Source organism: Solwaraspora sp. WMMA2056 (assembly GCF_030345095.1).
GTDB lineage: Bacteria > Actinomycetota > Actinomycetes > Mycobacteriales > Micromonosporaceae > Micromonospora_E.
Map to the genome: position 1 here is coordinate 4,996,959 of NZ_CP128360.1, position 26,742 is coordinate 5,023,700.

Consider the following 26,742-nt stretch of genomic DNA (forward strand, 5'->3'; position numbering starts at 1 on the left):
CGGCAGAGGGAGAACCCGAATGAGCATCATGATCGACAAGGCCGACCGGGTGGTCACGGTGACGCTGTGCCGCCCGCAGGTACGGAACGCGCTGGACACCGCGACGGTGGACGAGCTGGTGACGGCGCTGACTCCGCTGGACCGCGACCCCGGGGTGGGCTGCTTCGTCGTCACCGGCTCGGCGCCGGCGTTCGCGGCCGGCGCCGACATCCGGGAGATGGCCGGGAAGTCGTTCCTCGACGTCGCGTCGACCGACCACTTCGCCGGCTGGGACGCGTTCGCCGCGCTGCGCACCCCGAAGATCGCCGCGGTGGCCGGGTACGCACTCGGCGGTGGCTGCGAGCTGGCCATGATGTGCGACCTGATCTTCGCGGCCGAGGACGCCCGCTTCGGCCAGCCGGAGCTGAGCCTCGGGGTGATGCCCGGAATGGGCGGCACCCAGCGGCTGACCCGGCTGGTGGGTCGGGCGCGGGCGATGGACCTGATCCTGACCGGCCGGCAGGTCGACGCCGTGGAGGCGGAGCGGTTCGGTCTGGTGTCGCGGGTGGTGCCGGCGGACCGGCTGCTCGCCGAGGCGCAGGCCGCGGCGGCCACCATCGCGGCCCGGAGCAAGTTGGCGACGCAGCTGGCCCGCGAGGCGGTCGCCCAGGCCGAGGAGGTCGGCCTGAGCGCCGGCGTGCTGTTCGAGCGCCGGGTCTTCCACAGCCTGTTCGCCACCGGGGACCAACGCGAGGGCATGGCGGCGTTCGTCGACAAGCGACCGGCCCGGTTCACCGGGCGCTGACGGCGACGGGGCGGCCGGTCGGCCGGGGGCGTGCCACCGCCTCCGGTCGACCGGCCGGGTCACAGGGTGCCGATCTGGTACCCGAGCCCGTGCACCGTCCGCACGACGCCGTCGCCGAGTTTGCGGCGCAGGTAGTGCACGTAGGTATCCACTGTGGTCGGGGAACGACCGGCGCCGAACACCCGGTGGCGCAGCTGTCCCCGGCTGTGCACCGTCCGGGGATGGGTGGCCAGCAGCCGGATCAGCGCGAACTCCCGGGCGCTGAGCGCGACCTGGTGGCCGTCGGGCAGGCGTACCCGGCGTTGGGCCAGATCGAGCTGCGCCGCACCGATCGGGACCAGCTCGGCGGTGTCGAACCGACGGCGGGTCAGTGCCCGGACCCGGGCTCTGAACTCGGCCACGTCGAACGGCCTGACCAGGTAGTCGTCGGCACCGGCGTCCAGGCCACGGACCCGTTCGGCCGGATCGGCCAGGGTGCTGACCAGCAGCACCCGGGCGGCGACCGCGCGGCGACGTAACCGCCCGACCAGGTCCATACCGTCGATCACCGGCAGCCGCCGGGCGAGGACGATCACCTGGTACCGCTGGCACAGCGCAAGATGCAGGCCCTGCTGGCCGTCGCGGGCCAGGTCGATCCGGTAGCCGTCGACGCGCAGCGGCGCGACGAGCGTGCCGGCGACGTCCGGATCGTTCTCGACGACGAGCAGGTGGCCGCTCGTCCCGCCGGGCAGGTCGTCCATGGAGACATGTTCGCATCGAAACATCGAATAGTTAACCCGTCAAAATTCGACCCGACAACAGTCAAAACTTGAACTATTCCAGTCTGGGCCTTCCCGGACGACGACCCCGCACGTGCGGCCACACCATCTCTCCATCCTCGACAGAGCTAAGTGGGCATTCGTTACCTAACCGACATCACGGAACATTCTCCCCGCAACTCAGAAACGACCTCAAGGACCACAATTGTCAAAACAAATTGTTGTTTGTAGTGGAGTCGCCACCTTCGGTAAGGTGATCACCGCAGAGCGGACAGAAACCAAGAATCCATGATCACATGACCCACCGACAGCTTCTTTGCGCTCAGGAAACAATCTGAAACGACAGCGACATCAGCCTGACACAAATCGGTGACAATGCGATGATCGCCGAGTATTCACTGCCAACCCACCACCCCAGCAGCGACCCCGACCCGGGAAGGCGCGTCGCCATGTCCTCCGACCAACGCGGCCACGTCACCACCGCAGCCAGGGAGATTCCCACCATTCGATTAGGCAGCGGAGTCGGCGGCACCCTCGCCTTCAAACGCGACCAGATCACCTTCCTGCGGCGCGGCATCGACCGGTACGGCGACATCTTCCGGTTCCGGCCGCTGGGCATCCCGATGGTGCTGGTCAACCACCCTGACTACATCCGGCACGTCCTCGTCGACGAGGGGGAGAAATACGACAAGAACGCCGTACTGTTCAAAGTGGTCCGACCGGTCCTGCGTAAGGGCCTCATCGCGAATCCCGACATGGAACTGTGGCGGCGACAACGGCGGATGATGGCACCGCACTTCACACCCCGTACGGTTGCCACGTTCACCCGCAACATGACAGATGAAACCGAGCAGATGCTTGACCGGTGGGAGCGGAACTACGGCCCCGGTGGCACCATCGACGTGACAGACGAGATCGGTCAGCTCGCACTGCGAATCGTCAACCGGTCACTGTTCAGTGCCGAGGTCGGCGCCAGCGCACAGGCGTTCGAACGCGCATTCGGCGAGGCCAACGCGATTCTCGGGGCGTTCTTCCGTTTCCCGTTCCCACCGCTGACCGTACCGATCCGCCGGCACCGCCGGCTGCACGCCGCGATCGCCACCATGGACGACTTCGTCTCCACCTTCATCCAGCGGCGACTGCACGTACAACCGCCGGACACCGCAGCGGACGCCGGGACGGCCACTGGATCGGCCACCGGCGCGGACCCGGCCGGGCAGTCGGAGCCCACCGACCTGCTGACCTTGCTGCTGCACACCGTTGACGTCGAGGACGGCAACGGCATGGACCTGGAGCAGCTGCACCACGAGGTGCTCAACATCTGCATCGGCGCCTACGAGACCACCACCAACACCCTGTCCTGGGCGTTCTACCTGCTCGCCCGGCACCCGCAGGCCGAGGCACGACTGCACGCCGAGGTCGACACCGTCCTCGCCGGACGGCTGCCGACCGTCGACGACCTGTCCCGGTTGCCGTACACCCGGATGGTCGCCGACGAGACGCTGCGCATCTACTCCCCCGCGTACCAGTTCATGCGCCGGGCCAGCGCCGACGACGTGATCGACGGCTACCGGGTGCCGGCCGGCACCAACATGCTGATCAACAGCTACTTCCTGCACCGCCACCCGGACTTCTGGGACGACCCGGACCGCTTCGACCCGCTGCGGTTCACCCCCGAGCAGATCGCCCGCCGCCCGAAACACGCCTACGTGCCGTTCGGCAGCGGCCACCGGGTCTGCATCGGCAAACACTTCGCCCTCGCCGAACTGGTGCTGGTGCTCGCCACCGTGGCCAGCCGGTACCGGCTGGTGTCGCCGCTGGGCGCACCCGAGGTACGACCCGAGGCCCTGATCACCCTGCACCCCCACGGCGGGGTCCATCTCACCCTGGAGCGCCGGTGACCCTCGATCCCGTACAGCAGATCCTCGACCGCTTCCCGTACCAGGTCAACCCGCACGTCGCCCGGGCCCGCGCGCACCTGACCGAATGGGTACGCGACACCGGCCTGGTGCTGCGCGACAGCGCCCGTGCCCGCTTCGACCACGCCGACTTCGGCTGGTTCGCGGCCATGGTCTACCCCCGCGCCGACGCCCGGCACGCCGAGCTGACCGCCGACTGGTTCGCCTGGCTGTTCCTGGTCGACGACCAGCTCGACGACGGCGCGGACGGGCGCGACCCGCAACAGCTGGCCGAGGTGATGGCCGCGATGCGGGCGGTGCTGACCGCCGCCGACCACGGTGCCGCGCTCGCCCGACGCCGCGACGTGCCCCGGGCGGTGTCGTCGCTGGCCGACCTGTGGCAGCGGACCGCTCCGGACGCCTCGCCCCGCTGGCGACAGCGGTTCGTCCGGCACCTGCAGGAGTGCCTGACCACCGCCGCCACCTGGGAGGCCGGCAACCGGCTCGCCGGCATCGTGCCCGACGAGGCGACCTACATCGCCAACCGCCGGCACACCGGGGCGATCTACGTCTGCATGGACCTGATCGAGATCGTCGAACGGATCGACGTACCCGACGTCGTCCACGACAGCCCGCCGGTGCGGACCGCGCTCGACGCCGCCTGCAACGTGGTCTGCTGGACCAACGACGTCTACTCGTTGGACAAGGAACGCTCCCTCGGCGAGGTGCACAACCTGGCGTACATCGTGCAGCACCACCACGGGCTGGACCGGGACGCGGCGGTGGACCGGGTCGTGCGGGCGATCAGGGCCGAGACCGCGCTGTTCCTGTCCGTCGAAGCGGCGGCGCTGGCCGACCACCCCCGGCACGCGGCGGTGCTGGTGCCGTACCTGGCCGGGATGCGCAGCTGGATGCGGGGCAACGTCGACTGGTCCGCCCGGACCCGCCGCTACCGCCCGGCCGGGTCGGTCGACGCCGCCGCACCGCCGGCCGAGTACCTGGAGGCGGCCCTGCTCGGGAGCCAGCATTGACCGCAGCGGCCACCACGCCACGTGACGTCCGGGCCCGGCTGGCGACCGCGCGGTCGCTGCTCGAACCCCCACTGCGCCACGCGGTACGCCGCCTCGCCACCCCGGTGCGCACCGTCGCCGAGTACCACTTCGGCTGGTGCGACGCCGCCGGTGACCCCACCGACGCAGGCTGGGGCAAAGGGCTGCGGGGCGGGCTGACCCTGGCCGCCGCCGACGCGGTCGGCGGGTCGGCCGCGTCGGCGGTGCCGGCGGCGGTCGCGGTCGAACTCGTGCACAACTTCACCCTGCTGCACGACGACGTGATGGACCACGACCAGGTCCGCCGGGGCCGGCCCACCGCCGGCGCGGCGTTCGGTGACGCGCAGGCCATCCTGGCCGGCGACGCGCTGCTCGCGCTGGCCCTCGACACGGTACGCGGGCGGCCGGCCGCCACGGCGGAGGTGTGCCGGGCGCTGCTGGACCTGGTGAGCGGGCAGAGCGCCGACGTGGCGTTCGAGTCCCGTACCACGGTGGGGTTGGATGCCTGCCTGACGATGGCGGCCGGCAAGACCGCGGCGCTGATCGCGGCCGCCTGCGCCCTCGGCGCACTCAGCGCCGACGCCGACGCCGACGCCGACCGGGTCGACGGGCTGCGCGGCTACGGCCACCACCTCGGGATGGCGTTCCAGTTGACCGACGACCTGCTCGGCATCTGGGGCGACCCGGCGGTGACCGGCAAGCCGGTCGGCGCCGACCTGCGGCGGCGTAAGAAGTCACTGCCGGTGGTGTACGCGTTGACCAGCGGCACCGCCGCCGGGGCCGAGCTGGCGTCGCTGTACGCGATCCCGGGCGCGTCGACCGACACCCAGGTACGCCGCGCGACGCAGCTGGTCGAGCAGGCCGGTGGCCGTGACTGGGCCCGGCAGGAGGCCGACCGGCACCGGCTCGACGCGCTGGCCTGCCTGGCGGCGGCCCGTCCGGGCCGGGACGGCGCGGCGGTGCTCGCCGGTTTCGCGGACCTTGCCACCACCCGCGACCATTGACCCGACGGGGCGATGCCGTAGGCTCGCCGGCCGGGTCACGGCGACGGAGGGCAGGCAGGGCATGGCGCGACAGTGGATCGTCGGGTCCGGCAACGGACGACGAGCTGTGCTGGCCACGGCGCTGACGCTGACGGTGGCGACCGTCGCCGGGTGCGGACAACTGCCGGACGGAGTGGACGGTGACCTGACCGGTGGGTGGACTCCACTCGCCGAGCCGGTCCCGTTCGTGCCCGAGGCCGGTGTCTGCCACAACCGGGAAACGACCTCCGGTGCCATGGTCGACTACATCCCGATCGACTGCACCCAGATGCACCTGCTGGAGATCGTGCACGTCGGCGAGTTCACCGGCGAGCACGCCGCGGCAGACACCGCACCGGAGCCGGGGTCGGCCGCCCGGCTCGCCGCCCGCGCCGAGTGCGATCAGCGGGTCACGGAGTTCATCGGCGGCTCCTGGCGGTCCGGGACGCTGCGGCTGGTGGTGGTCACCCCGTCGCAGCAGGCCTGGGACGGCGGTGCCCGGTGGTTGCGCTGCGACCTCGGGGAGACCCAGGGCACCGACTTCGACAACATCATCTTCCGGTCGGTCACCCTTGCGGGTGTGCTGACCGACGCCGAGAGTTCGGTGCCGCTGCGCTGCTTCGACTCGGCGTCCGTCGCCAGCGACGGCGAACTGCTCGTCGAGCGCGTCGACTGCGACGCACCGCACCAGTCCGAGTTCGCCGGGACGTACGTCGAGGACAAGCTCAGCCACCAGGAGGTACGGTCGAACGCCGACGAGGTGCACCGCCGGTGCAAGACGGTGGTGGCCGGGTTCGCGAAGGTGCCGGATGACGGTGACCTGCAGTACCGGGTCGGCACCGTCTACAGCTACCCCGCCGCGTCGGACTGGGCCGACGGTGACCGGACCATCCGCTGCTACGCCTGGCGGGCCGATCCGCTGCTGACCCGGTCGGTGCGCGCCGGCGGCACCAGCGCTCTGCCGGTGCAGTACGCGTGACGCGGCGGCAGACTCCCGCGCCGGTGCGGGCCCGACTGGCGGCGTTGCTGACCGCCGCCGCACTGTCCGTGGTGGCCGGCTGCGCACCGCCGCCGTTGGAAGGCGTCGACGGTGACCTCGCCGACGGGTGGGCCGGGTTCGACACACCGACCGTCTTCGTCCCGGCGAACTACGTCTGCCATCGCAGCGAGGCGGTCTCCGGCAGCGCCCAACGCTACGAGCCGGTCGACTGCGACCGGCTGCACCGGGCCGAGACGGTGCACGTGGGCACCTTCACCGGTGCCGACGCGGAGCTGACGATCGTACCGGCGCCCGCAACGCCGACCCGGGTCTCGGCGCGTGCCGAGTGCGGCACCCGCTCCGCCGAGTTCCTCGGGCAGTCGCTGCAGCACGGCCGGCTCACCCTCCGGGTGGTGGTGCCGACGCAGCAGGCCTGGAACGCCGGGGCGCGCTGGTTCCGGTGCGACCTGGCCGAGATCAGCAGCGTGTTCCTCGGCCAGGTGGTGCCGCGCACCGGGAGCCTGCGTGGCGCCCTGACCGGCGAGTCGCCGCTGGCGCTGGGCTGCCACGAGCCGATCTGGAACATCAACGACTATCTCGCGGCCATCGATCCGGTAGCGTGCAGCGAGCCGCACTACAGCGAGTTCGTCGGCGCCTACGCGGAGAGCGACGCCTTCGACTACGACGATTTCAACGTCGAGGACGACACCGTCCACGAACGGTGCCTCCAGTTGATCGCGCGTTACGCGGCACTGCCGGTCGACGACGATCTGGCGAACCGGGTCGGCACGCTCTACTTCGAGCCGAGCCGGCAGGAGTGGGTCGACGGAGACCGTCAGGTCCGCTGCTTCCTGTACCTGTGGGACTCCCATCCGCCGCTCACCCGGTCGGCGAGGAACGGCGGACCCGACCTGCTGCCGGTGGTGTCCTGACCCGGTGCGGGCCTGGTACGTTCCGTCCAGTGCCTGCTCAGCGCGGCAGCGTGATCGACATGGCGTGGTGGAACAGGTCACGCGGATCCCAACGGGCCTTGACCCGCTGGAGCCTGCGGTAGTTGTCCTTGTAGTACAGGGTGTGCCACGGCACTCCGGAGGTGTTCCATCGCGGGTCGGTGGTGTCGACGTCCGGGTAGTTGATGTACGAGCCGTCGTTCACGCTGCTCGGGACCGGCACACCGCCGGTGTCGGCGTACATCGCGGCGTACCACCGCCGGATCCAGTCCAGGTTCGCCTGCTCGCGGTCCGGGTCGGTCCAGATGACGACGTACACCGCTTTCATGATGCTGTCCCGCTGGGGCATGGCGGTCGCGTCCGGTGCCACGGCGTTGACCTTGCCGCCGTACGACACCAGCAGCAGCATCGCGGTCTCGTTCTGGTGGTCCGCGCTGGTCAGGTAGGTGTAGGCGGTGGCGATCTGCGCGTCGGTGAAGCTCTTGCGCAGGTAGGCCGCCTTCAGCTTGTGCATCCCGGCCTCGTCGGCCTGGCCTAGTGACTGGGCCTTCACCCCGGCCAGCCACGGCAGCCGGCGGGGCGGCTGGACCGTGATCGTGCCCGGTACGCCGTCGGTGACCTCGGCGACGTGGTCGCGGAGCAGCCGGTCGGCGTCGGGCAGGGTGCCGTCCAGGGCGGTCACCATGGCGAACGCGCCGGGGTCCGCGCCGGGGTTGCGGCGGGTGATCGGCAGCAGGCTGAAGAGACTGGCGTACGGGGAGTCGGGCGCGCTGTGGCGCTCGTGCCATTGCCCGTAGTTGCGCAGCAGCCGGTGGAACGACTCCTCGGTCATCGCGTCCCAGCTCCACGCGATCGTCGTCTCCAGCGTCACGGCGGGTGGCCTCGGCAGCAGCCGGGTGGGATCGTCGCCGGTGGCTTCGGGGGTGCGCATCCAGTACCGGGTGACCACTCCGAAGTTCCCGCCCCCGCCCCCGGTGTGCGCCCACCACAGGTCACGATTGGCGTCATCCGGTTCGCGGGTCGCCACGACCGCCCGCGCCCGGCCTGCGCGGTCCACGACGACGACCTCCACCGCGTACAGGTAGTCGACCACTGAACCCAGCTGCCGCGACAGCGCGCCGTACCCGCCGCCCTGGATGTGCCCGCCCGCCGCGACGCCGCCGCACTGGCCGCCGGGAATGGTGACGCCCCAGCCGAGGTAGAGCCGCTCGTACACCGTCCAGAGGCTGGCACCTGGCTCGATCATGAACGCGGTGCGGCGCCGGTCGAACGTGACCTGCCGCATCGCGGACATGTCGATGACGACCTCCGCGCCGGCACCGACGAAGTTCTCGTAGCAGTGCCCGCCGCTGCGCACGGTCACCCGCTTGCCGGCACGCACCGCGTCCTGCACCGCCCGCACCACCTGCTCGGTGGTGGTGGGCAGCCGGAACGATCCGGGCCGTGGGAAGAAGCGCTCGTTCGTCCGGCGCAGCACCAGGTCCTCGTAGCGGGGGTCGTCCGGCAGGATCACCGGAGACTCCCGTACGCCCTCTTTGGACGGCACCCCCGCTGCCGCCGGAGCGCCGGTCAGCATCACACCTCCCAGCGCCGCAGCGCCGGCGATCAGTCCACGACGGGTCGGACCAGACATGCCTTCTCCGATCTGGAACAGATGTGCCGTACGAAGCGATGCTTGCACCGTCCGCGCGGCGAATCGTCGTCCGAACGCAGGCGGGCCGCTACCGCGATCGCGGTAGCCGCGACTGGCGCCGGTGTCGTACCCTCGCCGCCTGTGCTGGCGGACATCGAGCTGGCGGACGTGGAGGCAGTCGGATCGTGACACAACGGCGAGGCGGTGGCCGGTCGCCGGCCCTGGCGGCACTGGCGGCGCTGCTCACAGTCTTGTCCCTGCTCGTGACAGCCGGCTGCGCGCCCCCGCCTGAGGGCATCGACGGTGACCTGGCTGACGGCTGGGCCAGCTTCGGCGAGCCGACTCTGTTCACCCCGCAGGCCGGCACCTGCCACCGCGACAAGGCCACCTCCGGCAGCGTCAGGTACTACCTGCCGGTGGACTGCACGCGGCTGCACCGGTTCGAGACGGTGCATGTCGGGACCTTCACCGGGGCCGCCGCACGGCGGACGACCACCCCGGTCGGTTTCGATCAAACGTATGAAGCGGCCCTGGAGGAGTGCGAGACACGCGCCGCCGAGTTTCTCGGCGACATCTGGCAGCACGGGCTGATCAAGTTGACCGTGGTGATGCCGACGCAGACCGCCTGGAGCAACGGGGCTCGCTGGTTCCGCTGCGATCTGGCCGAGGTCAGCGGCGTGATGACTCCCATCAAGGTGACCCCGCGGACCGGGAGCCTACGCGGCGCGCTGGCCGGCGATGCTCCGCTCCGGTTGGGCTGCTACCAAACGCCGTTGGACAGCGACGGCTATGTCGCGGCGATGGAACCGGTCGACTGCCGCGTGCCGCATCACAGCGAGTTCGTCGGATCGGTCGACCGGCGAACTCTACCGACTGTCGACCTCGACACCACTGGGACCGAGTCGGACATGCTGCATCAGCGATGTCTGCAGCTGGTCGCCGAATACGCGGAGCTGCCGGTCGACGACGACCTGCCCAACCGGATCGGCACGGTCTGGTTCGACATTGAGGACAGGTTCAGATGGGACGGCGACCCACGGGTGCGGTGTTTCCTGTACATGGCGGATTCGTTTACCCTGCTGACCGAGTCGGCCAAGGGCGGCGGGCCTGAGCTGCTGCCGGTCCGGTGACCTGGCCCCTCAGGCGCAACCGCCAACAGGCCGCACACGATGAGTACCGGTGGCCCGCTGACGTCGCAGTACCTGTCGGGGGTCACGCTCAAGGTGCGGGGTATGGCAGCCGGAGGTCGGCCCGGTCTTCTACGTCGGGCTGCGGCACCGTCCTTGCGCCACCCACCCGCTCTGACCGCCGTACCGGTCAGTACAGCCAGATGAGGTCCAGCTCGTCGATGGTGGTGCCGACGTAGACCTCGGCCAGGAAGCGACGCATCAGGCTGCCCGGATCGGCGGCGTCCTCGATCTGGATCAGCACGCCACGTCCGTGGGCGACGACCGCGTCGAGCACGAGACGTTCGATCTTCTCGGCGTTGACCGGGCCGGGCCGGCAGCCGCACGGTGCGCCGTACGCCCGGCCGCTGAGCGTCTGCAGGCAGGCGAGCCGACGGTCGCAGCCGGCACAGGTCAGCAGTCCGTCGAGCGGAAACTCGGACCGGCCCGCGCGGTCGACGCGGGACACGCCGGTCGGCGGTACGTGTCCGTCGTTGGCGGTGCGCTCACTCATGTTCGCAAACCTCCGTCATGAGATACCGGATTCCATGAATTGACCCCTGTGGCGGACCACATTTCCAGCCCGCGTACGGCAGACTCAATCGTGGACGCCGGCTCGTCTCCACTGTGATGTGGCGAATTCGGCGACCGACCCGACCAGCGGTTCCGTTGTGAAACATTGGCGCGGGTGCTGGGTGTGGCGACGAGAGGAAGGTGAAGCGATGCCGGTCACCGGACCGACTGTGGTGCGCCGTCAGCTGGGGCGACGACTGCGCCGGCTGCGGGAGGAGTCGTCCCGCACCGAGCAGGAGGTGGAGCGGGCGAAGGTCTGTTCGCGTACGACGTTGTGGCGCATCGAGACCGGCAAGTTTCCGGTCAAGATGAACACCGTTCGCGGGTTGTGCTGGTTCTACGGTGCCGATCCGGAGACGACAGACGCGCTGACCCGACTCGCCGCCGCCAGTGATGATCACGGGTGGTGGGAGTCGCACGGCGACGCCGTACCGGATTGGTTCCGCCTGTACGTCGGCCTCGAAGCCGCCGCCACCGAGATCCACAACTACAACCCGGAGTTGATTCACGGCCTGCTTCAGACGCCGGACTACATGCGCGCCGTCTTCCGCGCCGCCGACCCGCAGGCATCCGACCAGCAGATCGAACGCCAGGTCTCACCACGGCTGGATCGGCAGATCTCCTACTACGACCGCGAGCAGCCGGCTCGGATCGTGGCGGTCCTCGGTGCCGGCGCGCTGGTCCGCGAGGTCGGCGGCCCAGCGGTGATGGCCGAGCAACGCGCCCACCTGGCCAGTCTGGGTCGACGGGTCCGGGTCGAGGTCCGCGTCCTGCCCTGGTCCGCCGGTGCACACGCCGCGATGGTCAGCCCGTTCACTCTGCTGGACTTCGCCGACCCGGACGACCCGGACATCGCCTACGTGGAGTCCCATGTGGGCGCTCGTTACCTGGAGCGCCCGGAGGAGTTGGCGGAGTACCGTCGAATTTTCCGGCTGATCCGTGAGCAGTCGGTCCCGATCGAGGAGCATCTGCGATGAAGCCCGACACCCCCTGGTTCACCTCCAGCCGCAGCGGTGGCAACGGCGGCGAGTGCGTCGAGGCCCGCCGGCACGCCGGCCAGGCCGAGGTACGCGACAGCAAGGACCGCACCGGCCCCACCCTCACCTTCACCACCCGCCAGTGGGGCACCTTCACCACCGCCCTACAAACCGGCACCCTCCCCCACTGACACCTCTCCCGGCACGGGGCACGGTCTGCCGGCTCACTGGGTCCAGACCGTGCCCCGTGCCTGGTATTCGAGGGCTTCCTCGACGCGGATGGCGACGTCCGCGCCCAGCAGACGCTTCACCAGGTGCAGCCCCAGATCCAGGCCGGAAGTGATGCCGGCGGCGGTGACGAGGTCGCCGTCGTCGACGACACGGGCGTTCTTGACGATGCCGCCGCGCGAGGCCAGCTGCTGCTTCGCGACGGTGTGCGTTGTGCAGGGACGGCCATCGACCAAGCCGGCCACGGCAAGGAGCACCGCGCCGGTGCACAACGACGACATGATGAGCCTCGGCCGGGGAGCCGCCGCGAGTGCGCTGGGCAGCGCCCCGTCTTCGATCTCCGCCCAGATGCCGGGCTCGCCGGGTCGACCACCACCGGGCACGATGATCACGTCAGCTGTCTCGGGCTGCCAACCGTGCTTGACCCGTACCTCGGTGCCGAACGCGGCGGTGACCAGGCGTGGCCAACCGTGCACCATGTAGTTGACGTCGATCTCCCGCTCGCTGTACCACCCAGCCAGCGAGAACACTTCCTTCGGGGCGATGAAGTCCTGCTCCTCGACACCATCGAACATTACGATCCGTACCCGCAAGGGTCTGTTGGTGTCACGCGGCGGCGCGGCCGTCGCCGCAGCCGCAACCGGTCCGCCGGCCAGCGCTCCGACGCCCACCGCCGCCCCACCCGTCAACATCGCCCGTCGCTTCATCTACGTCCTTCCGTCACCAATGCCAGCTGATAGATAGTCGGCGATAAAACCGTGCTGGTTCCGGGTGACGCACGGGAAGGATCCTTTGGTTCAGCCGAAGCTGGCCGCCAGGAACGCTCCGAGGCCGAGCAGCGCCAACGGCAGCGCCGTGGCGAGGCTGAAGATCCGGTTGCGGGTGGTCCGACCAGCCAGGACGATCACCAGTACGCCGAGCACCGCACGGGCCACGACATGCGGAATCGTCTCGCTGCCTTGACATCCTCGCCGCCCGGAAGGACGGCGATTCCAGCCACGCTGCGCGTGACACGCGCGGCGTTCCGGTGGGTTACCGTTTCACCGCGCGGTACCGGGACGAGTCCCGGTCCTACCCGCGCTCGACGGTCGTTGAAGTCCGCCTGCCCGGCGGCCTTGATGTTGATGGCGGCGTTGACGTCCCGGTCATGGTGACTGCCACAGGCGCAGTCCCACGCTCGAACGTCGAGCGCCGTCTTCTCGTCGACGCGTGCGCAGTCGGAGCACATCCGGGTGGACGGGAAGAACCGGTCCATCCGGCCGAACGTCCGCCCGTGCCGCGCGGCCTTGTACTCCAACATGCTGGTGAAGCTGGCCCACCCGGCGTCACGAACGCCGAACCGTCCCGGTTAGGCACTGCTCGGGCCTTGGCGACCCTCCCAGTGCGGGCTTCACCGCCCAGCCGAAGGCCGGAGCACTGGCCCGCATTCCGGTAGCTACGGACGTCCGGGTGGGCCGGCATGCGCGCGTGCCTGTGCACTTCAGCTGTGCGCTTCGCCTTGGGCCGGTAGTGGAGGAGGATGTGCGGGTGCCGGTGCCACGAGTCCTGGTCGTCGACGACGACGCGCAGATCCGCGAGTTACTCGAGTCGACCCTGCGGTTCGCCGGCTGGGAGGTGCACGCCGTGCCCGACGCCGCTACGGCGTTGGTGCGCCTGACCGGCCAGGAGTTCGATGTTGTCGTGCTCGATGTGATGATGCCTGGCCTTGATGGGTTCGAGACCGTCCGGCTGCTGCGCGGCCGGGGCAAGACCACGCCGGTGCTGTTCCTGACCGCGCGGCAGGAGGTGGAGGACCGGATCCAGGGGCTGCGGCTCGGCGCCGACGACTATGTCACCAAGCCGTTCAGCGTTGCCGAGGTCGTCGCCCGGCTGGAGGCGCTGGTGCGACGGACGGCGGGCACCGACGTGCCGTCCAAGGACAACCGGCTGCTGCTCGCCGACCTGGCCGTCGACCTCGATGCTCACCTGGTTACTCGTGCGGGGCGGCCGGTGCACTTGTCGCCGACCGAGTTCCGGCTGCTTGTCTTTCTACTCAACAATGCGGGGCGGGTGCTGTCCAAGAGCCAGATCCTGCAGCACGTGTGGGGGTATGACTTCGGTGGGGACGCCAACGTCGTCGAGCGGTTCGTCGCCAATCTTCGCCGCAAGATCGATGACGGTGCGTCCGTGCCGCTGATCCACACCGTGCGTGGTTTCGGGTACGCGGTGAGGGAGCCCCGGTGAGGGTGCGGCGGCCCGTGCGGCCGCTGTCGATCCGTCGCCGGCTCCTGGTCCATCTGCTCGTCCTGCTGCTCGTCGGGCTGGTCGGCGGTCCTGCCCTGACCTCGTTGTTCCTGCAGCGCTACCTCGCCGAGCGGGCCGAGGAGCGGCTGTGGAACATCAACGCCTCCGTCGGCGGGATCCTCAGCGGACGTGACCGGGTGGTGATCGAGCCGGACGCGTTGCCCGCCTTCGCCGGCGTGGTCGTGGTCGGTCTGGACATGAGCGGCCGGCCGGCGTTCACATTCGACCGGCTCCAAGATGGCCCACCACCACCGGCGGGCGACCTCGTCGCAGCTACCCGCGACCTGCCGATCGGGGAACCCGCCGACCTGACCGCTGGGGGCCGTACGTTCCTGGTGGCCCGTGCCCGGGCCACGGGACTGGTCGTGGAGTCCGGCGACGGCACGTCGATCCCGCTCGGGTTCCTTGTCGTCGCCGTCGACCGGACCGACGACGTGGCGGTGATCGTCCGCCTGCGGCGGACCGGGTTCGGGTTCGCCGTCGCCGCGTTGATCGTGCTGGGGTCGGTGGCCGCGTTGAGCCTGCGTCGCGGCCTGCGCCCGCTGGAACGGATGGCTGAGGCCGCCGACCAGATCGCCGGAGGCGCCGGGGACCACGACTTCGGCGATCTCGCCCACGGCTCCGGTACCGAGACGGTCCGGCTGGCCGCGGCCCTGACCGAGGCGTTCGAAGCCCGGCGCCGCGCCGAGCAGGCCCTGCGCTCGTTCGTGGCCGACGCCTCGCACGAACTGCGCACCCCGCTCACCGGCATCAGCGGCTGGCTCGACCTATACGTGCAGGGCGGCCTGGAGGACCGCGACGACCTGGACCGGGCGATGGGCCGGATGGAGGCCGGGGTGGGCCGGATGCGCCTGCTCGTCGAGGATCTGGCCCTGCTCGCCCGGATGGACGCCGGGCGGCCGCTCGCCGCCGAACCGGTCCCCCTGCTGCCCCTGCTGGAAGGCGTCATCGAGGACGCGCGCGTGATCAAGCCGGACCGGGCGATCACCCTGCAGGCGGCCGGACCGGTCACCGTGCTCGGCGACGCACCGCGGCTGGAGCAGGTGTTCCGCAACCTCGTCGGCAACGCCGTCCAGCACACCCCGGCCGGCACGCCCGTCGAACTGGCCGTCGGCCCCGCCGCCCGCAGCGAGGTCGCCGTCGAGGTCGTCGACCACGGACCGGGCATCGCCGAGCACGACCTGGCCCGGGTGTTCGACCGGTTCTACCGAGTCGACGCCGGCCGGTCCCGGGACGGATCCGGCTCCGGGCTGGGGTTGTCCATCGTCCGAGCCCTGGTGACCGCGCAGGGCGGCGAGGTCACCGGCCGGTCGGTGGTCGGCGAGGGCACCACGATCACCGTCCGGCTCCCGGTCGCGGCACCCACAGCGCTGCCGTCAGCCAACCATCAGGTTCCCGGCAGGGGCTCGTCAGGGTCCGGATAGGCGCACCGTCAGCTCATGCCGGTCGACTGGACGGCGAGCGGGCATCCGGCCCGCCGGACAGCGGAAGGGACGACGAGCTGATGGCCCGGTTGTTGCAGCGCGTAGGCAGGTTCGCGCACCGGCAGAGATTCATCGTGATCGGAGGCTGGGTGCTGCTGCTCCTGGCCCTCGTGGGAGGCCTCGCGGCGCGCGGGAGCGCCCTGACCGACGAGTTCACCATCCCCAGTTCGGAATCCCAGGCGGCCCTGAACGTGCTGCAGGAGGAGTTCCCCAGTGCAGGCGGGACCTCGCTGCAGATCCTGCTGGAGGCACCCGACGGCGGGACAGTGAGCGACCCGGCCTACACCGCCGCCGTCCAGCGGTCGCTGACGGCGGTGTCCAAAATCGACCACGTGCGGGCCGTCGCGCCACCGCAGGCCCCGGGCACGGTCAGCGCCGACGGTCGATCCGGGCTGGCCATCGTGCAGTTCGACGTACTCAAGGGCGAACTGCCCGACTCGACAGGCGACGACGTCCGGGCTGCGATGGCCCCGGCCGAGCAGGCCGGGCTGACCGTGCTCCTCGGCGGCAACGCCCTCTCCGGCGGGCCGAGTTCCGCCTCGCACGCGGCGGAGGTGATCGGCCTCCTGCTGGCGGTCGTCGTCCTCGCGGTCACCCTCGGGTCGGTGGTCGCCGCCGGGCTGCCCCTGCTCACCGCGCTCGTCGGCGTCGCCGCCGGGCTGGTCGGTATCTGGGTGGCCTCGACCCTGACCACGATCTCCACGACCGCCCCGACGCTCGCGCTCATGCTCGGGCTCGCGGTCGGTATCGACTACGCCCTGCTGCTGGTCGTCCGCCACCGCGCCGAACTGGCCGCAGGGGCGGACGTCGCGCAGGCCGTCGCCCGGGCCACCGCCACTGCGGGGTCGTCGGTGGTGTTCGCCGGGTCGACCGTGATCATCGCCCTCCTTGGCCTGGCCGTGGCGCAGGTGCCGTTCCTCACCGTGATGGGGGTGTCCTCGGCGGCGACCGTGCTCCTCGCGGTGCTGGTGGCGATCACGTTGCTGCCGGCCCTACTGTCGGTGGCCGGGCGGCGGCTGGCGCCGCGCCCGGGCGGGCGGGACAGCCGGCGGGCCACGGCCGTCGCCGAGGGCCGCGCGGTCCCCGGCGCCGAGCGCTGGGTGCGGGGCGTGCTGCGCCGGCCCGTCGTCATCCTCGCCGCCGGGGTCGGCGCGCTACTCGTCCTGGCGGTGCCGGTGACGGGCATGCGACTGGCGCTGCCCGACAACGGGAGCCTGCCGAACAGCGACCAGGCGCGCCAGGTCTACGACACGGTCTCCGACGAGTTCGGACCCGGGCTCAACGGTCCGGTCCTCGTGCTCGCCGACCTCTCCAGGTCCAGCCAGCCGGACACGGCCGCCACGGCCGTCGCCGAAGGTCTCAGCGACATTCCCGGGGTAGCGTCGGTAGCGCCGCCGCGGATTTCCGCCGACGCCCGGTACGCGCTGATCCAGGTGATCCCCGCGACCGGACCCGCCGACCCGGCGACCGCCGACGTGGTGCAGACGATCCGGCACGAGGCCGCGGACATCACCGCCACGACCGGCGCAACCATCCAGGTCAGCGGGACGACCGCGCTCGGCGTCGACGTCTCCGCCCGGCTGCTTACCGCGATCCTGCCGTTCGCCCTGGTCGTCGTCGGCCTGTCGATGGTGCTGTTGACGATGGTCTTCCGCTCCCTGCTGGTGCCCCTCATCGCCGCGGTCGGCTACCTACTCACCCTCGGCGCGACCCTCGGCGTCACCGTGGTGCTGTTCCAGTGGGGCTGGCTCGGCGGCATCCTCAGCGACGGCGCCACCGGCTCCCTGGTGAGCTTCATGCCGATCATCGTGATGGCTGTGCTGTTCGGTCTGGCAATGGACTACCAGGTCTTCCTCGTCTCCCGGATCCACGAGGCGGTCATCCACGGCCGCGAGCCGAGGGAGGCGGTACGCGAGGGAGCACGGCACGCCGGCAGGGTCGTCGCGGCCGCCGCACTGATCATGATCGGGGTCTTCGCCAGCTTCGTGGTCAGCGGGACGGCAACGGTCCGCCCGATCGCCTTCGCGCTGGCCCTCGGCGTGCTCCTGGACGCCTTCCTCGTCCGGATGACGCTGGTCCCCGCCGCACTCGGGCTGCTCGGCACACACGCCTGGACACTGCCGCACCGCCTCGACCGTCTGCTGCCCGCCATGGACGTGGAAGGTGTCGCACTGGACCGCCCGGCCGACGGGGACGCCGCCGGCTCCGTCGAGGGACACACCCGCACCGAGGACGACATCACCCGCGCACCATCGCCGCCGTCGGGATCCGATCCCGATCCCGACGGCACTCCATCACCTGGCAAAGGCAGTGACAGGGGTGCCCCAACCAGCAGGAAGCCGTCCTCCTCAAGAGGAGGCACCGCCGGTAGCACGGGCCGCACGAAAGCGCTTATCACCGATCTCTCAATCAATTCGATCAGGGAGGTTCGCATGCCCACCCGCCCTCTGGCAGCCATGTCGGTAACCGTGATCGCAGCGCTCGTCGGGTGCCTCGCGGTGCCGTCAGGCGCCCAAGCCACCGCGTCGACAACGACGTCCGGCATCGACGCCTACCTATACGGTTACGCTCCGGTCGTTGCCGCCCGCACCCGGGCCAACCAACTGTGCGCCATCGGGAACGTCAACACGCTGGCGAGCTCGCCTGAGCTCACCACTCCCGCCAGCCGTGACGTGGTGGCACCCAACGTCGACACCCTCTACTCCATCGCATGGCTCGACCTGCGTCGTGGGCCGGTCGTGCTGACGGTACCGGCGATCGACGACCGGTACTACAACTTCCAGTTCCTCGACATGTACACCAACGTGTTCACCAACATCGGCACCAGCACCGTGGACCCTGCGGGCGGCAGGTACGCAATCGTTCCGCCCGGATGGTCCGGTGAGCTTCCGACCGGCGTCACGTCGGTGTCCGCGCCGACCTGGGACGTATGGCTGCTGGGTCGCACACTCGTGAAGAACCCCGACGACGTGTCCGCCGCCTGGGCTGTCATGGCCGGGTACCAGCTCGCCGTCCTCGAAACGCCCGCCACCGGCACGCCGCCGCCGCTGCCTACGCCCGACTGTGCGAACCTGCCACGGCCACAGACCCCCTACGACGCCGGCGCCGCCTTCTTCGACGAACTGGCCGCCGTGCTCGCGGCCGACCCGCCACCGGCCGCCGACGCGCCGGCACTCGCCGGTCTCGCCGCGCTCAGCGTCGAGCCGGGCGGGAACCCGAGCCAAGGGGATCCGCAGGCCGTCGCCACCCTGGAGGCGGCGGTGACCGACGGGCAGGCGTACCTCGCCGCCGGCCACGCGGAAGCCGCGTTCCCCACCGCCGGGCGGACGTGGCGGTCGAGCCTCAGCGCCGGCACCTACGGCACCGACTACCTGCTCCGAGCCGGCATCGCCGCCGGCGGCCTGGGCGCCAACGTGCCCGCCGAGTCGACGTACTATTTCTCCCAGTCCGATCTGCTCGGCCAGCCACTCAGCGGTGAACACTCCTACCGACTGCACTTCCGGCCGGGCGCTCTCCCACCGACGAGCGCGGACGGATTCTGGTCGGTGACAATGTACGACGAGAACTACTTCCTCGTTCCCAACGAGCTCAACCGGTACGCCCTCAGCGATCGTTCCGCTCTCACGGTGAACCAGGACGGATCACTCGACCTGTTCCTGTCCACCACTCCACCACCCGGCGGGACGGCGAACTGGCTGCCCGCCCCGACCGGCACCTTCCACGTCTACATGCGGGTCTACCTACCCACCGACGACGTGCTGACCGGCGAGTGGCAGCCGCCGCGCATCACCCGGTGGTTCTGCTGAGGCGTGTGCTGATCACGCGATCGGGTCAGCACCGGCTGACCCGATCGCCGCTGCTCCGGATCGCGGCGCCAGCCGCAGCGCGTCGGTGATCCGCGGACCGCGGCGCATGAGAATGACCGGGACCAGCCGGTAGTCCCGACCGTGACGTCACGGCGGTGGAACCGTCGGCGGTCATGCGGGCGCAGCGGCCCCCGGGTGCAGCGCGTGTCTGGCCGCCGCTGCGGAGAGCCTGCCGTTCGATGACCAGTCCTTTGACGCCGCGATGGCGGTCAGCACCGCCCATCACTGGCCGGACCCCGTCGCCGGGTTGCGGGAGATGCGGCGGGTGGCCCGCCGCGTGGTGGTGTTCACGTACGACGCCGCTGACACCGGCTGGCGTGAGCGGTTCTGACTCACCCGCGACTACCTCCCCGAGTTCGCCGACCTCCTCGTCGACTGGCCGTCGCTGGCCGACACATGGATCCGGTGGCTGCTCCCGGGTCCGCCGCCGCCCGGCAGCGGCAGGACCAGCTCCGGCAGCCGGGCGGGCCGGGCGGTCAGGCGGCCTGGTCGAGGCTGGCCAGGTGTTCGGCCGACAGCGTGAGGTCGGCCGCCGCGACGGAGTCACGGATCGTCTCCGGGCGCGACGACCCGGGGATCGGGATCACCACCGGCGACTTCGCCAGCATCCAGGCCAGGCAGACCTGCTGCGGGCTGACCCCGTACTCCTTCGCGACCTGCGCGAACGCCGCGAACCGCGACCCGAGGTCGGCGGCGCTGGAGATACCGCCAAGCGGACTCCACGGCAGGAACGCGATGCCGAGTTCGGCGCACAGCTCCAGCTCCGGTTCGCTGGAGCGGAAGGCCGGGGAAAACTGATTCTGTACGCTGACCAGCCGGCCACCGAGGATGTCGTTGGCGAGCCGGATCTGCTCCGGGTCGGCGTTGGAGATGCCGGCGAGGCGGATCTTGCCGGCGTCGAGCAGGTCGCGGATCGCGCCGACCGAGTCCGCGTACGGCACGTTGGGGTCGGGCCGGTGGAACTGGTAGAGGCCGATCGCCTCGACGCCGAGCCGCTTCAGCGACGCGTCGCAGGCGCTCTTCACGTACTCCGGCGAGCCGTTCTGCGTCCAGGAGCCGTCGCCGGGTCGCAGGTGACCGCCCTTCGTGGCGATCAGCACGTCGGAGGTGTCGCCACCGTAGGTCGCCACGGCGCGGGCGATCAGCGACTCGTTGTGGCCGACGTCGTTGGCGTACAGATGGTAGGCGTCGGCGGTGTCGATCAGGGTGACACCGGCGTCCAGCGCGGCGTGGATCGTGGCGATCGACCGCTGCTCGTCGGGACGTCCCTCGATCGACATCGGCATACCGCCGAGCCCGATCGCGCCGACGCCGACCTCACCGATGTAGCGGGTGTGCATGCAGACTCCTCCTGGAAGCTGTTCGGTGCGTTGCGGGATGACGTACCCGCTCTGCCCGGATTTCACCCTCTCCCGTGAGCGGCTGATCTGTCCAACGGCAGAGTTACCGCCCGACCGCGATGGTACGGATGACGCCGACCATGTCGAGCGCCCCGTCGCCGCGCCGCACGGCGTCGGCGTAGAGAGCACGGCACAGGTCGCTGAGCGGGACGGCGGCACCTGCGGAGACAGCCGCGTCGACGATGAGCGCGGAGTTCATCTGTACGTCGGAGATCGCTGCCTGCGCGGTGAGGTCGCCCGCGACCAGCTTCGCGGTCTTGACCCGGGAGATCGGGGAGGACATCTGCCCGGCGTCGAGGATCTCACGCAGCAGGCGTGGATCGAGACCGTGCCTGTCCGCGAAGTGGAACGCCTCGGCGAGGCCGGTCACGAGGGCGATCAGGAACACGTTGACGGCAAGCTTCATCGTGATACCGGATGGCACGGGTCCGCAGATGGTGATCTGCGCGCACATCGGATCGAGCAGCGGGGCGACGCGTCGGACGGTGTCGGGACGGCCCGCCACCATCGCGACGAGGTTGCCGTCCTGCGCCGGCACCCGGGAGCCGGAGACCGGCGCTTCGACGTAGTGTCCGCCGGCGCTCTCGACCTCGTCGGCCAGCGCCTTCGAGTACTCCGGGGAGAGGGTTCCCATGTTGACGATCGTGCGTCCGGCGACGAGACGGGCGAGCCCTCCAGGGACGTCGCGGAGGACCTGGTCGACCGCGTCGGCGTCGCGCAGCATGACGAACACCGTGTCACTGCGGGCGAACACCTCCGTGACGTCGACGGCGGTGCGGGTGCCGGCCGAGTCGAGTTCCTCGTCGGCCTTCGGGGTGCGGCTCCACACGGTCAGCCGGACGCCGCTGTGCGCGAGCCGCCGGGCCATCGGCAGGCCCATGATGCCCAGCCCGATGAAGCCGACTCCGCCAGGTGGGGCACCGGTGCCGCCGCCGGGCAGCGGTTTGACGAACCAGTGGTGTGCGTACGGCTCGTCGTTGAACGGGGCGACCTCGTCGTACCCGGCTGCCCGGTACAGGCCGATCGCCTCGGTGAGGGACCTGTTGGTCTCCAGCCGGACGGCGCTCGCCCCGAGGGACGTGGCCGCCTGCTCGGCCGCGTCGAGCAGGCGCCGGCCGACTCCCAGCCCGCGCAGCTCGGGCGACACCCAGAGTCGTCGGATCGCTGCCGCCGTCTCGTCGACCTTCGTGACGGCGACGCATCCGACGGGGCGGTCCTGCAACGTCGCCAGCAGGAACTGTCCGGACGGGGGACGCAGTGTGTCGTCGACGGCGGGAATGCTGCGCTCCGGCCGGAACCCGCCGTCGAAACGTTCGTCGAGCGTACGGTGGTACGCGTCGACCGCCCACCGCGCCGCGTCGCTGGCAGGGTCGACCGCAGCGATCGTGACCGCTGACGCGGTGAACATGCGTCGCACGGTCGTCGCCGCCGCGACGAGCTCATCTCGCTGACGTTCGGTCAGTGGAGCCAGAATCGTCTCGACGAGTTCGTCGGAGAGCCGGTCCAGCACCGTCAGCTCTGCCAACCCCGCAGGCGTGAGCGTTGCTCGACGGACCCGGCTGTCGTGTTCCGACGCGGACACGGCGACCAGACCTTCCTGCTCCAGGGCGCGGAGCTGCCGGCTCGTGTAACCGGAGTCGAGCCCGAGACGGCTGCGCAGCTCGCGGACTTCGATGCCAGCCTCGCCGATCTCCCACAGCAGACGGTCGAGGCTCAGTGGCCGGTCGCGGGCGAGGTAGCGGTCCTCCAGCACGCCGATTCTCTCGGTGACGAGGCGGTTGAACGCACGGATGGTCTGGGTCTGAGACGTCATGCCCACAATCTCTGACTATAGTCAGAGAACAGCCGCGCAGGGTGCCGGCGGGGCCGTCGAACTGACCCAGATCCCCGGTTACCGGCCCAGGTTGAGTCGGGGGACGGTGAAGGTGCCGTTGCCGACGGAGTGCACCAGCGGCCACAACTCGCGCGGCCAGCCGGCCTGCCGGGCCGACCGGACGCCCAGGCCGACCGCCACCTCCTGGGGGACCTGCGCGCCCAGCAGGATCGTCGCGCCCGGTGCGCTGGCCGCCTGCTCGGCGATCCACTGGGCCGCCGTCGCCACGATCTGCGGATAGTCCTGCCAGTGGTGGTGTGTCTCCCCCGGCCGGGGCAGGTAGCGCCGTTCGCGCAGCGTCGTCGACACGGTCTCCGACAGGCCCAGCCCGGCGGCGTCGTGCAGCTCGACGACGAGCGGTTCGCGGTCGCTGGCGGCGGCCGCGTCGTCGTGGGCGGCCCGCTGGGTCAGATCGGCCGGCAGTCTCGGCAGTGGGCCGAACTCGTGATGGTTGGTCCGCAGCACCAGCAGCAGGATCTCCGGCGTCGCCCCGTCGTCGGTGGCGACGACCGAGGAGGCGACCCCGGCTGTGGCGACGCCGTCTGTGGCGACCCCGTCTGTGGTGACCCGCAGCCTCGCCGGGTGGCGCTGCACCCGCAGCTCCCCGGAGAGCCCGCCGTCGGGTCGGTCGGCCGGGCCCTGGAAGGTGTGCCCGGGCTCGACCGGGCCGACCCGCAGCGGCCCCTGCCGGCCGAAGCTGTCACGCTGGCGGACCTGCAGCGCCCGGCCCCGTTCAGCCACGGTCACCTTGTGTCCGAAGGCCGCCGCCACCGGCCACGGCGCCCAGACGAACAACGACCGGTCCAGGGCGGCGTCCCGGCCGTCCGGGTCGTAGCTTGCCACCTGGAAGTGGCGGACCAGGTTGTCGACGTCGCGGCCCCAGCGGACCGCCTCCGCCCCCTGCGGCCAGACCGCCGCCCGGTCGAAGGTGCGCAGCGGCGGCACCGGCCGGAACACGGCGAACCGGCCCCGGACGTCGTTGAGGAAGCCGTCCTTCTGCTCCGGAGTCCAGCCGGCCGCCACCTCGTTGACGACGTAGGCGACGCCGAGGCGGTCGCGGAGCCGGTTACGCCACCACCAGGCTCCGACGCCGACGGCAAGGGTGACGACCCCTGCCAGGGTGAACGCCACCAGCCAGCCGCCCCGGCCGCCGGTCCAGCCCTCGGCGGCCAGGTCCGGTGCGATGCCACCGGCCGCGCTGAACGCGGCCGTCGCGACGGTGAAGAAGACCCCGACGACGCCGGGGCCCGCCGGACCGGCCAGCCACCGCCCGACCCGGGCGACGTCGACGGTACGGCGGACAGCCCGCACCTGCTGCGGCTGCTTCTGATCCACCTCGGACACGGGTCACCTCGTCGTCGTCACCGGTACGGTCAACCGACCGTAACCAGTGGGCCGGCGGGCGCAATCCTCCGGGTGGATCTTCCGCTGCCGCGCTCGTCACTCAGCGGGCCGGACCGGAGGGCGGCTCCAGCAGGCCGGCCCGTTGGGCGAGCATGGCCGCCTGGACCCGGTTCTCGCAGCCGAGCTTGGCGAACACCCGGTACACGTGGGTCTTCACGGTGCCTTCGGAGACGAACAGCTGTTGGCCGATCTCGGCGTTGGACAGGCCCTGGGCCAGCAGTACCAGGACTTCGCGTTCCCGATCGCTGAGCATGTCGACTCTTTTCAGGTCCTCTTCTGGACGTACAGTGACAGTGGGTAGCCGGTTGAGCACCTGTCGGGTGATCTTCGGTGACAGGTAGGCGTTGCCGGCGGCGGCGGCGCGCACGGCGTACACGAGTTCGTCGACGGCGGACTCCTTGAGCAGGAAGCCGGCGGCTCCGTCGGCGAGCGCCTGGGCGACGTACTCGTCCTCACCGAAGGTGGTCAGCACCACGATCTGGACCGCCGGGGCCAGCCGGCGGATCTCCCGCAGCGCCGCCAGGCCGTCGAGGACCGGCATCTGGATGTCCAGCAGCGCCACGTCCGGTCGGTGCCGTACGGCCAGGTCGATCGCGGCCCGCCCGTCGGCGGCCTGGGCGATCAGCTCGATGTCGGTCGCCGGTCGCAGCACCGCGTCGATCGCGGTACGGATCAGCGAGTCGTCGTCAGCCAGGAGCACCCGTACGGGGTCGGCCATCGTGTCGTCCCTCATCGTCGTCGGATCACTGTCGCGGTTCCTTGACGATCTGTTTGTCGACGAGCGTTGCGTCGCGGAAACAGAACCGGTACAGGGTCCGCTCGGTGCCGGAGTCGGCCTGGTCCAGGATCGACGAGTCGTAGTCGACGCAGGTGGCACCGGCGGGCGTCCGGCGACCGGCACCGTCGGCGTCGACCACGCCCACGTCGACGTCGGGCAGCACCGCCCGGACCTCGTCCTCCGACTGGCCGATCCGCACCGCGTCGTAGGTGTCGCGGTCGACCACGACCAGCGTCATGGCCAGCCAGGCCCCGGCCAGACACAACGCCAGGCAGGCGGCGATGGCCAGCCCGGTGACCGCCAGGGTGAGCCGGGACCGGCGCTGGTGCCGCTCGATCAGGCCGTCGAAGTCGGCCCCGGCCACCGGTGGGGGACGGTGCCCGGCGGCAGCGGGTTCGTCACCCAGGTACGGCAGGGTGGCCGCCAGCCGGAAACCGCCGTCGGGCGTCGGACCGTGGTAGAGCATGCCCTTGGCGATCCGGACCCGTTCGGCCAACCCGATCAGTCCCTGTTGGGAGGTGGACCGGGCGACCCGGTGCCCGGCGGTGTTGGTGACGGCGGCCACCAGCGCGTCGGATTCGTAGCGCAGCAGCAGGACGATCACCCCGCCTCTGGCGTGGCGCAACGCGTTGGTCAGGCCCTCCTGGATCACCCGGTACGCCGCGTGTTCGGTCAACGCCGCCAGCGGTCGGGCTTCTCCCTGGCGGACGACCTCCACTTCGGCGCCGCCGGCCCGGGCCTGCGCGGCCAGCTCGTCCAGACCGGTCAACGGCCGCACCGCGGACTGGCTGTCGTCCTGGCCGAGGATGCCGAGGATCTGCCGCAGCTCGGTCATCGCCGCCGAGGAGGTCTGCCGCACCAGGTCGGTGGCCTCGGTCCGCTGGTCGCCCTCGGAGGTCCGCAGCATCCCGGCGTACAGCGAGATCAGGGTGAGCTTGTGACCCAGCGAATCGTGCAGGTCCCGGGCGATGCGGGCCCGTTCCCGGGTCTGCGCCTGACGGGCGATCTCGCCCTGCTCCCGGCGCAGCGCGACGTTGCGGTGGTGCAGCGCCGCCAGCAGGCGGCGGCGCCGCCGCACCAGCCGGGCCACACCGGCCGGGAAGATCGCCACCAGGACGAACAGCGCCGAGTACGCGACAGCCAGTTCCGCCGTCACCGGTTCCGACCAGCGGGTCGACCCGACGTAGCTGACCCAGGCGACGGCCAGCGCGGCGACGACCTGCCACCACCGGGCCACCCGGTACGCCAGCACGGCGCTCAGCACCGCCAGCAGCAGACTGTTCTGTCCGCCGGTGGCGAGGCCGATCAGTGCCGCGGCGACGTACGCCGTCGTCGGGTGGAGCAGCCGCAGCACCATCAGCACCGGTGTGGTGAGCCCGACCAACCAGGGCGCGAGCGGGTACCAGTCGGCGCCGACGGCGGCCAGGGTCGCCATCACGGTGACCAGCGCCACCAGGCAGATCTCGTAGAGCAGGCGCCACGGCCCGGCCCCGACCACCTGGGTACGCCACCGCCGTGCCCGCTCAGGCCACCGGGCTGTCCGGTCGTGCCACCACGCCGCCCACCGGAACGTCGTCATCGCGGAGGTGCTCCTTCGGTGGTGTCAGGCGTGGACGACGGCGGGTCGGTGGGATTCT

General features: G+C 70.8%; 22 protein-coding genes and 2 pseudogenes. 13 read left to right on the plus strand and 11 right to left on the minus strand.

Translation table 11 applies throughout. The features are described from left to right. Positions 1-19 precede the first annotated feature (19 nt). Positions 20-784 carry an enoyl-CoA hydratase-related protein gene (locus O7608_RS22530; protein WP_289206491.1) on the plus strand — a complete coding sequence of 255 codons (765 nt, stop codon included), beginning with the start codon at positions 20-22 and terminating at the stop codon, positions 782-784. 59 nt (positions 785-843) lie between these two features. Here the strand turns inward: O7608_RS22530 and O7608_RS22535 are convergent, their stop codons facing one another. Continuing rightward, positions 844-1,524, minus strand: a complete 681-nt coding sequence (locus O7608_RS22535; RefSeq protein ID WP_289206492.1) for a response regulator transcription factor — start codon at positions 1,522-1,524, stop codon at positions 844-846. Positions 1,525-1,991: 467 nt separating this feature from the next. On the opposite strand from O7608_RS22535, the gene O7608_RS22540 reads away from it, so the two are divergent. From O7608_RS22540 to O7608_RS22560, 5 genes are all read left to right on the plus strand, one after another. Beyond that, the gene (locus O7608_RS22540; RefSeq protein ID WP_289206493.1) at positions 1,992-3,443 is read left to right on the plus strand and encodes a cytochrome P450; all 1,452 of its coding nucleotides are present in this window, start codon (positions 1,992-1,994) and stop codon (positions 3,441-3,443) included. Beyond that, the gene (locus tag O7608_RS22545; protein ID WP_289206494.1) at positions 3,440-4,471 is read left to right on the plus strand and encodes a terpene synthase family protein; all 1,032 of its coding nucleotides are present in this window, start codon (positions 3,440-3,442) and stop codon (positions 4,469-4,471) included. The genes O7608_RS22540 and O7608_RS22545 overlap by 4 nt, the downstream gene beginning before the upstream one ends. Continuing rightward, positions 4,468-5,493, plus strand: a complete 1,026-nt coding sequence (locus O7608_RS22550) for a polyprenyl synthetase family protein (RefSeq protein ID WP_289206495.1) — start codon at positions 4,468-4,470, stop codon at positions 5,491-5,493. Before O7608_RS22545 ends, O7608_RS22550 begins: the two co-directional genes overlap by 4 nt. A 61-nt stretch (positions 5,494-5,554) precedes the next feature. Beyond that, positions 5,555-6,490, plus strand: a complete 936-nt coding sequence (locus tag O7608_RS22555; protein WP_289206496.1) for a septum formation family protein — start codon at positions 5,555-5,557, stop codon at positions 6,488-6,490. Further along, positions 6,487-7,422 (plus strand): septum formation family protein, encoded by a 936-nt coding sequence (locus O7608_RS22560; RefSeq protein ID WP_289206497.1) that lies wholly within the window; start codon positions 6,487-6,489, stop codon positions 7,420-7,422. The genes O7608_RS22555 and O7608_RS22560 overlap by 4 nt, the downstream gene beginning before the upstream one ends. A 37-nt stretch (positions 7,423-7,459) precedes the next feature. Here the strand turns inward: O7608_RS22560 and O7608_RS22565 are convergent, their stop codons facing one another. Beyond that, positions 7,460-9,073 (minus strand): FAD-binding oxidoreductase, encoded by a 1,614-nt coding sequence (locus tag O7608_RS22565; RefSeq protein WP_289206498.1) that lies wholly within the window; start codon positions 9,071-9,073, stop codon positions 7,460-7,462. Positions 9,074-9,258: 185 nt separating this feature from the next. Here O7608_RS22565 and O7608_RS22570 point away from each other — a divergent pair, with 185 nt between their 5' ends. Beyond that, positions 9,259-10,203: a septum formation family protein gene (locus O7608_RS22570; RefSeq protein WP_289206499.1), complete on the plus strand. Its 945-nt coding sequence runs from the start codon at positions 9,259-9,261 to the stop codon at positions 10,201-10,203. A gap of 187 nt (positions 10,204-10,390) precedes the next feature. Here the strand turns inward: O7608_RS22570 and O7608_RS22575 are convergent, their stop codons facing one another. Further along, the gene (locus tag O7608_RS22575) at positions 10,391-10,753 is read right to left on the minus strand and encodes a hypothetical protein (protein ID WP_289206500.1); all 363 of its coding nucleotides are present in this window, start codon (positions 10,751-10,753) and stop codon (positions 10,391-10,393) included. A gap of 208 nt (positions 10,754-10,961) precedes the next feature. Here O7608_RS22575 and O7608_RS22580 point away from each other — a divergent pair, with 208 nt between their 5' ends. Beyond that, positions 10,962-11,789 carry a DUF5753 domain-containing protein gene (locus O7608_RS22580; RefSeq protein WP_289206501.1) on the plus strand — a complete coding sequence of 276 codons (828 nt, stop codon included), beginning with the start codon at positions 10,962-10,964 and terminating at the stop codon, positions 11,787-11,789. Then, on the plus strand, positions 11,786-11,980 hold the full coding sequence (locus O7608_RS22585; RefSeq protein WP_289206502.1) for a DUF397 domain-containing protein: 195 nt from the start codon (positions 11,786-11,788) through the stop codon (positions 11,978-11,980). The genes O7608_RS22580 and O7608_RS22585 overlap by 4 nt, the downstream gene beginning before the upstream one ends. A 33-nt stretch (positions 11,981-12,013) precedes the next feature. On the opposite strand, the gene O7608_RS22590 is transcribed toward O7608_RS22585, so the two are convergent. From O7608_RS22590 to O7608_RS22600, 3 genes and pseudogenes are all read right to left on the minus strand, one after another. Beyond that, positions 12,014-12,688 (minus strand): DJ-1/PfpI family protein, encoded by a 675-nt coding sequence (locus tag O7608_RS22590; protein WP_289206503.1) that lies wholly within the window; start codon positions 12,686-12,688, stop codon positions 12,014-12,016. 126 nt (positions 12,689-12,814) lie between these two features. Then, on the minus strand, positions 12,815-12,952 hold the full coding sequence (locus O7608_RS22595) for a hypothetical protein (protein ID WP_289206504.1): 138 nt from the start codon (positions 12,950-12,952) through the stop codon (positions 12,815-12,817). Further along, positions 12,922-13,323, minus strand: a pseudogene (locus O7608_RS22600) (zinc ribbon domain-containing protein); the annotation flags it as partial. The gene O7608_RS22595 and the pseudogene O7608_RS22600, both read right to left, overlap by 31 nt. Before the next feature lie 203 nt (positions 13,324-13,526). Between O7608_RS22600 and O7608_RS22605 the strand changes: the two are divergent. From O7608_RS22605 to O7608_RS22620, 4 genes and pseudogenes are all read left to right on the plus strand, one after another. Next, positions 13,527-14,240, plus strand: a complete 714-nt coding sequence (locus O7608_RS22605) for a response regulator transcription factor (protein ID WP_421361229.1) — start codon at positions 13,527-13,529, stop codon at positions 14,238-14,240. Positions 14,241-14,242: 2 nt separating this feature from the next. Further along, on the plus strand, positions 14,243-15,724 hold the full coding sequence (locus O7608_RS22610; protein ID WP_289206505.1) for a sensor histidine kinase: 1,482 nt from the start codon (positions 14,243-14,245) through the stop codon (positions 15,722-15,724). Between the two features lie 149 nt (positions 15,725-15,873). Next, complete coding sequence (locus tag O7608_RS22615) at positions 15,874-19,590, plus strand: MMPL family transporter (protein ID WP_289206506.1); 3,717 nt, start codon at positions 15,874-15,876, stop codon at positions 19,588-19,590. A 137-nt stretch (positions 19,591-19,727) separates the two neighbouring features. Beyond that, positions 19,728-20,044 (plus strand): annotated as a pseudogene (locus O7608_RS22620) (methyltransferase domain-containing protein); the annotation flags it as partial. An 82-nt stretch (positions 20,045-20,126) separates the two neighbouring features. On the opposite strand, the gene O7608_RS22625 reads toward O7608_RS22620, so the two are convergent. The 5 genes from O7608_RS22625 to O7608_RS22645 all read right to left on the minus strand — a co-directional run bounded on the left by O7608_RS22625 (position 20,127) and on the right by O7608_RS22645 (position 26,684). Beyond that, positions 20,127-20,990 (minus strand): aldo/keto reductase, encoded by an 864-nt coding sequence (locus O7608_RS22625; RefSeq protein WP_289206507.1) that lies wholly within the window; start codon positions 20,988-20,990, stop codon positions 20,127-20,129. A gap of 103 nt (positions 20,991-21,093) precedes the next feature. Then, positions 21,094-22,863 carry a GNAT family N-acetyltransferase gene (locus tag O7608_RS22630; protein ID WP_289206508.1) on the minus strand — a complete coding sequence of 590 codons (1,770 nt, stop codon included), beginning with the start codon at positions 22,861-22,863 and terminating at the stop codon, positions 21,094-21,096. Between the two features lie 78 nt (positions 22,864-22,941). Then, entirely contained in the window at positions 22,942-24,267 is a 1,326-nt protein-coding gene (locus O7608_RS22635) for an MFS transporter (protein ID WP_289206509.1), read from the minus strand. Positions 24,268-24,367: 100 nt separating this feature from the next. Further along, positions 24,368-25,045, minus strand: a complete 678-nt coding sequence (locus O7608_RS22640) for a response regulator transcription factor (RefSeq protein ID WP_289206510.1) — start codon at positions 25,043-25,045, stop codon at positions 24,368-24,370. A gap of 25 nt (positions 25,046-25,070) precedes the next feature. Continuing rightward, complete coding sequence (locus tag O7608_RS22645) at positions 25,071-26,684, minus strand: sensor histidine kinase (RefSeq protein WP_289206511.1); 1,614 nt, start codon at positions 26,682-26,684, stop codon at positions 25,071-25,073. Positions 26,685-26,742: the final 58 nt, after the last annotated feature.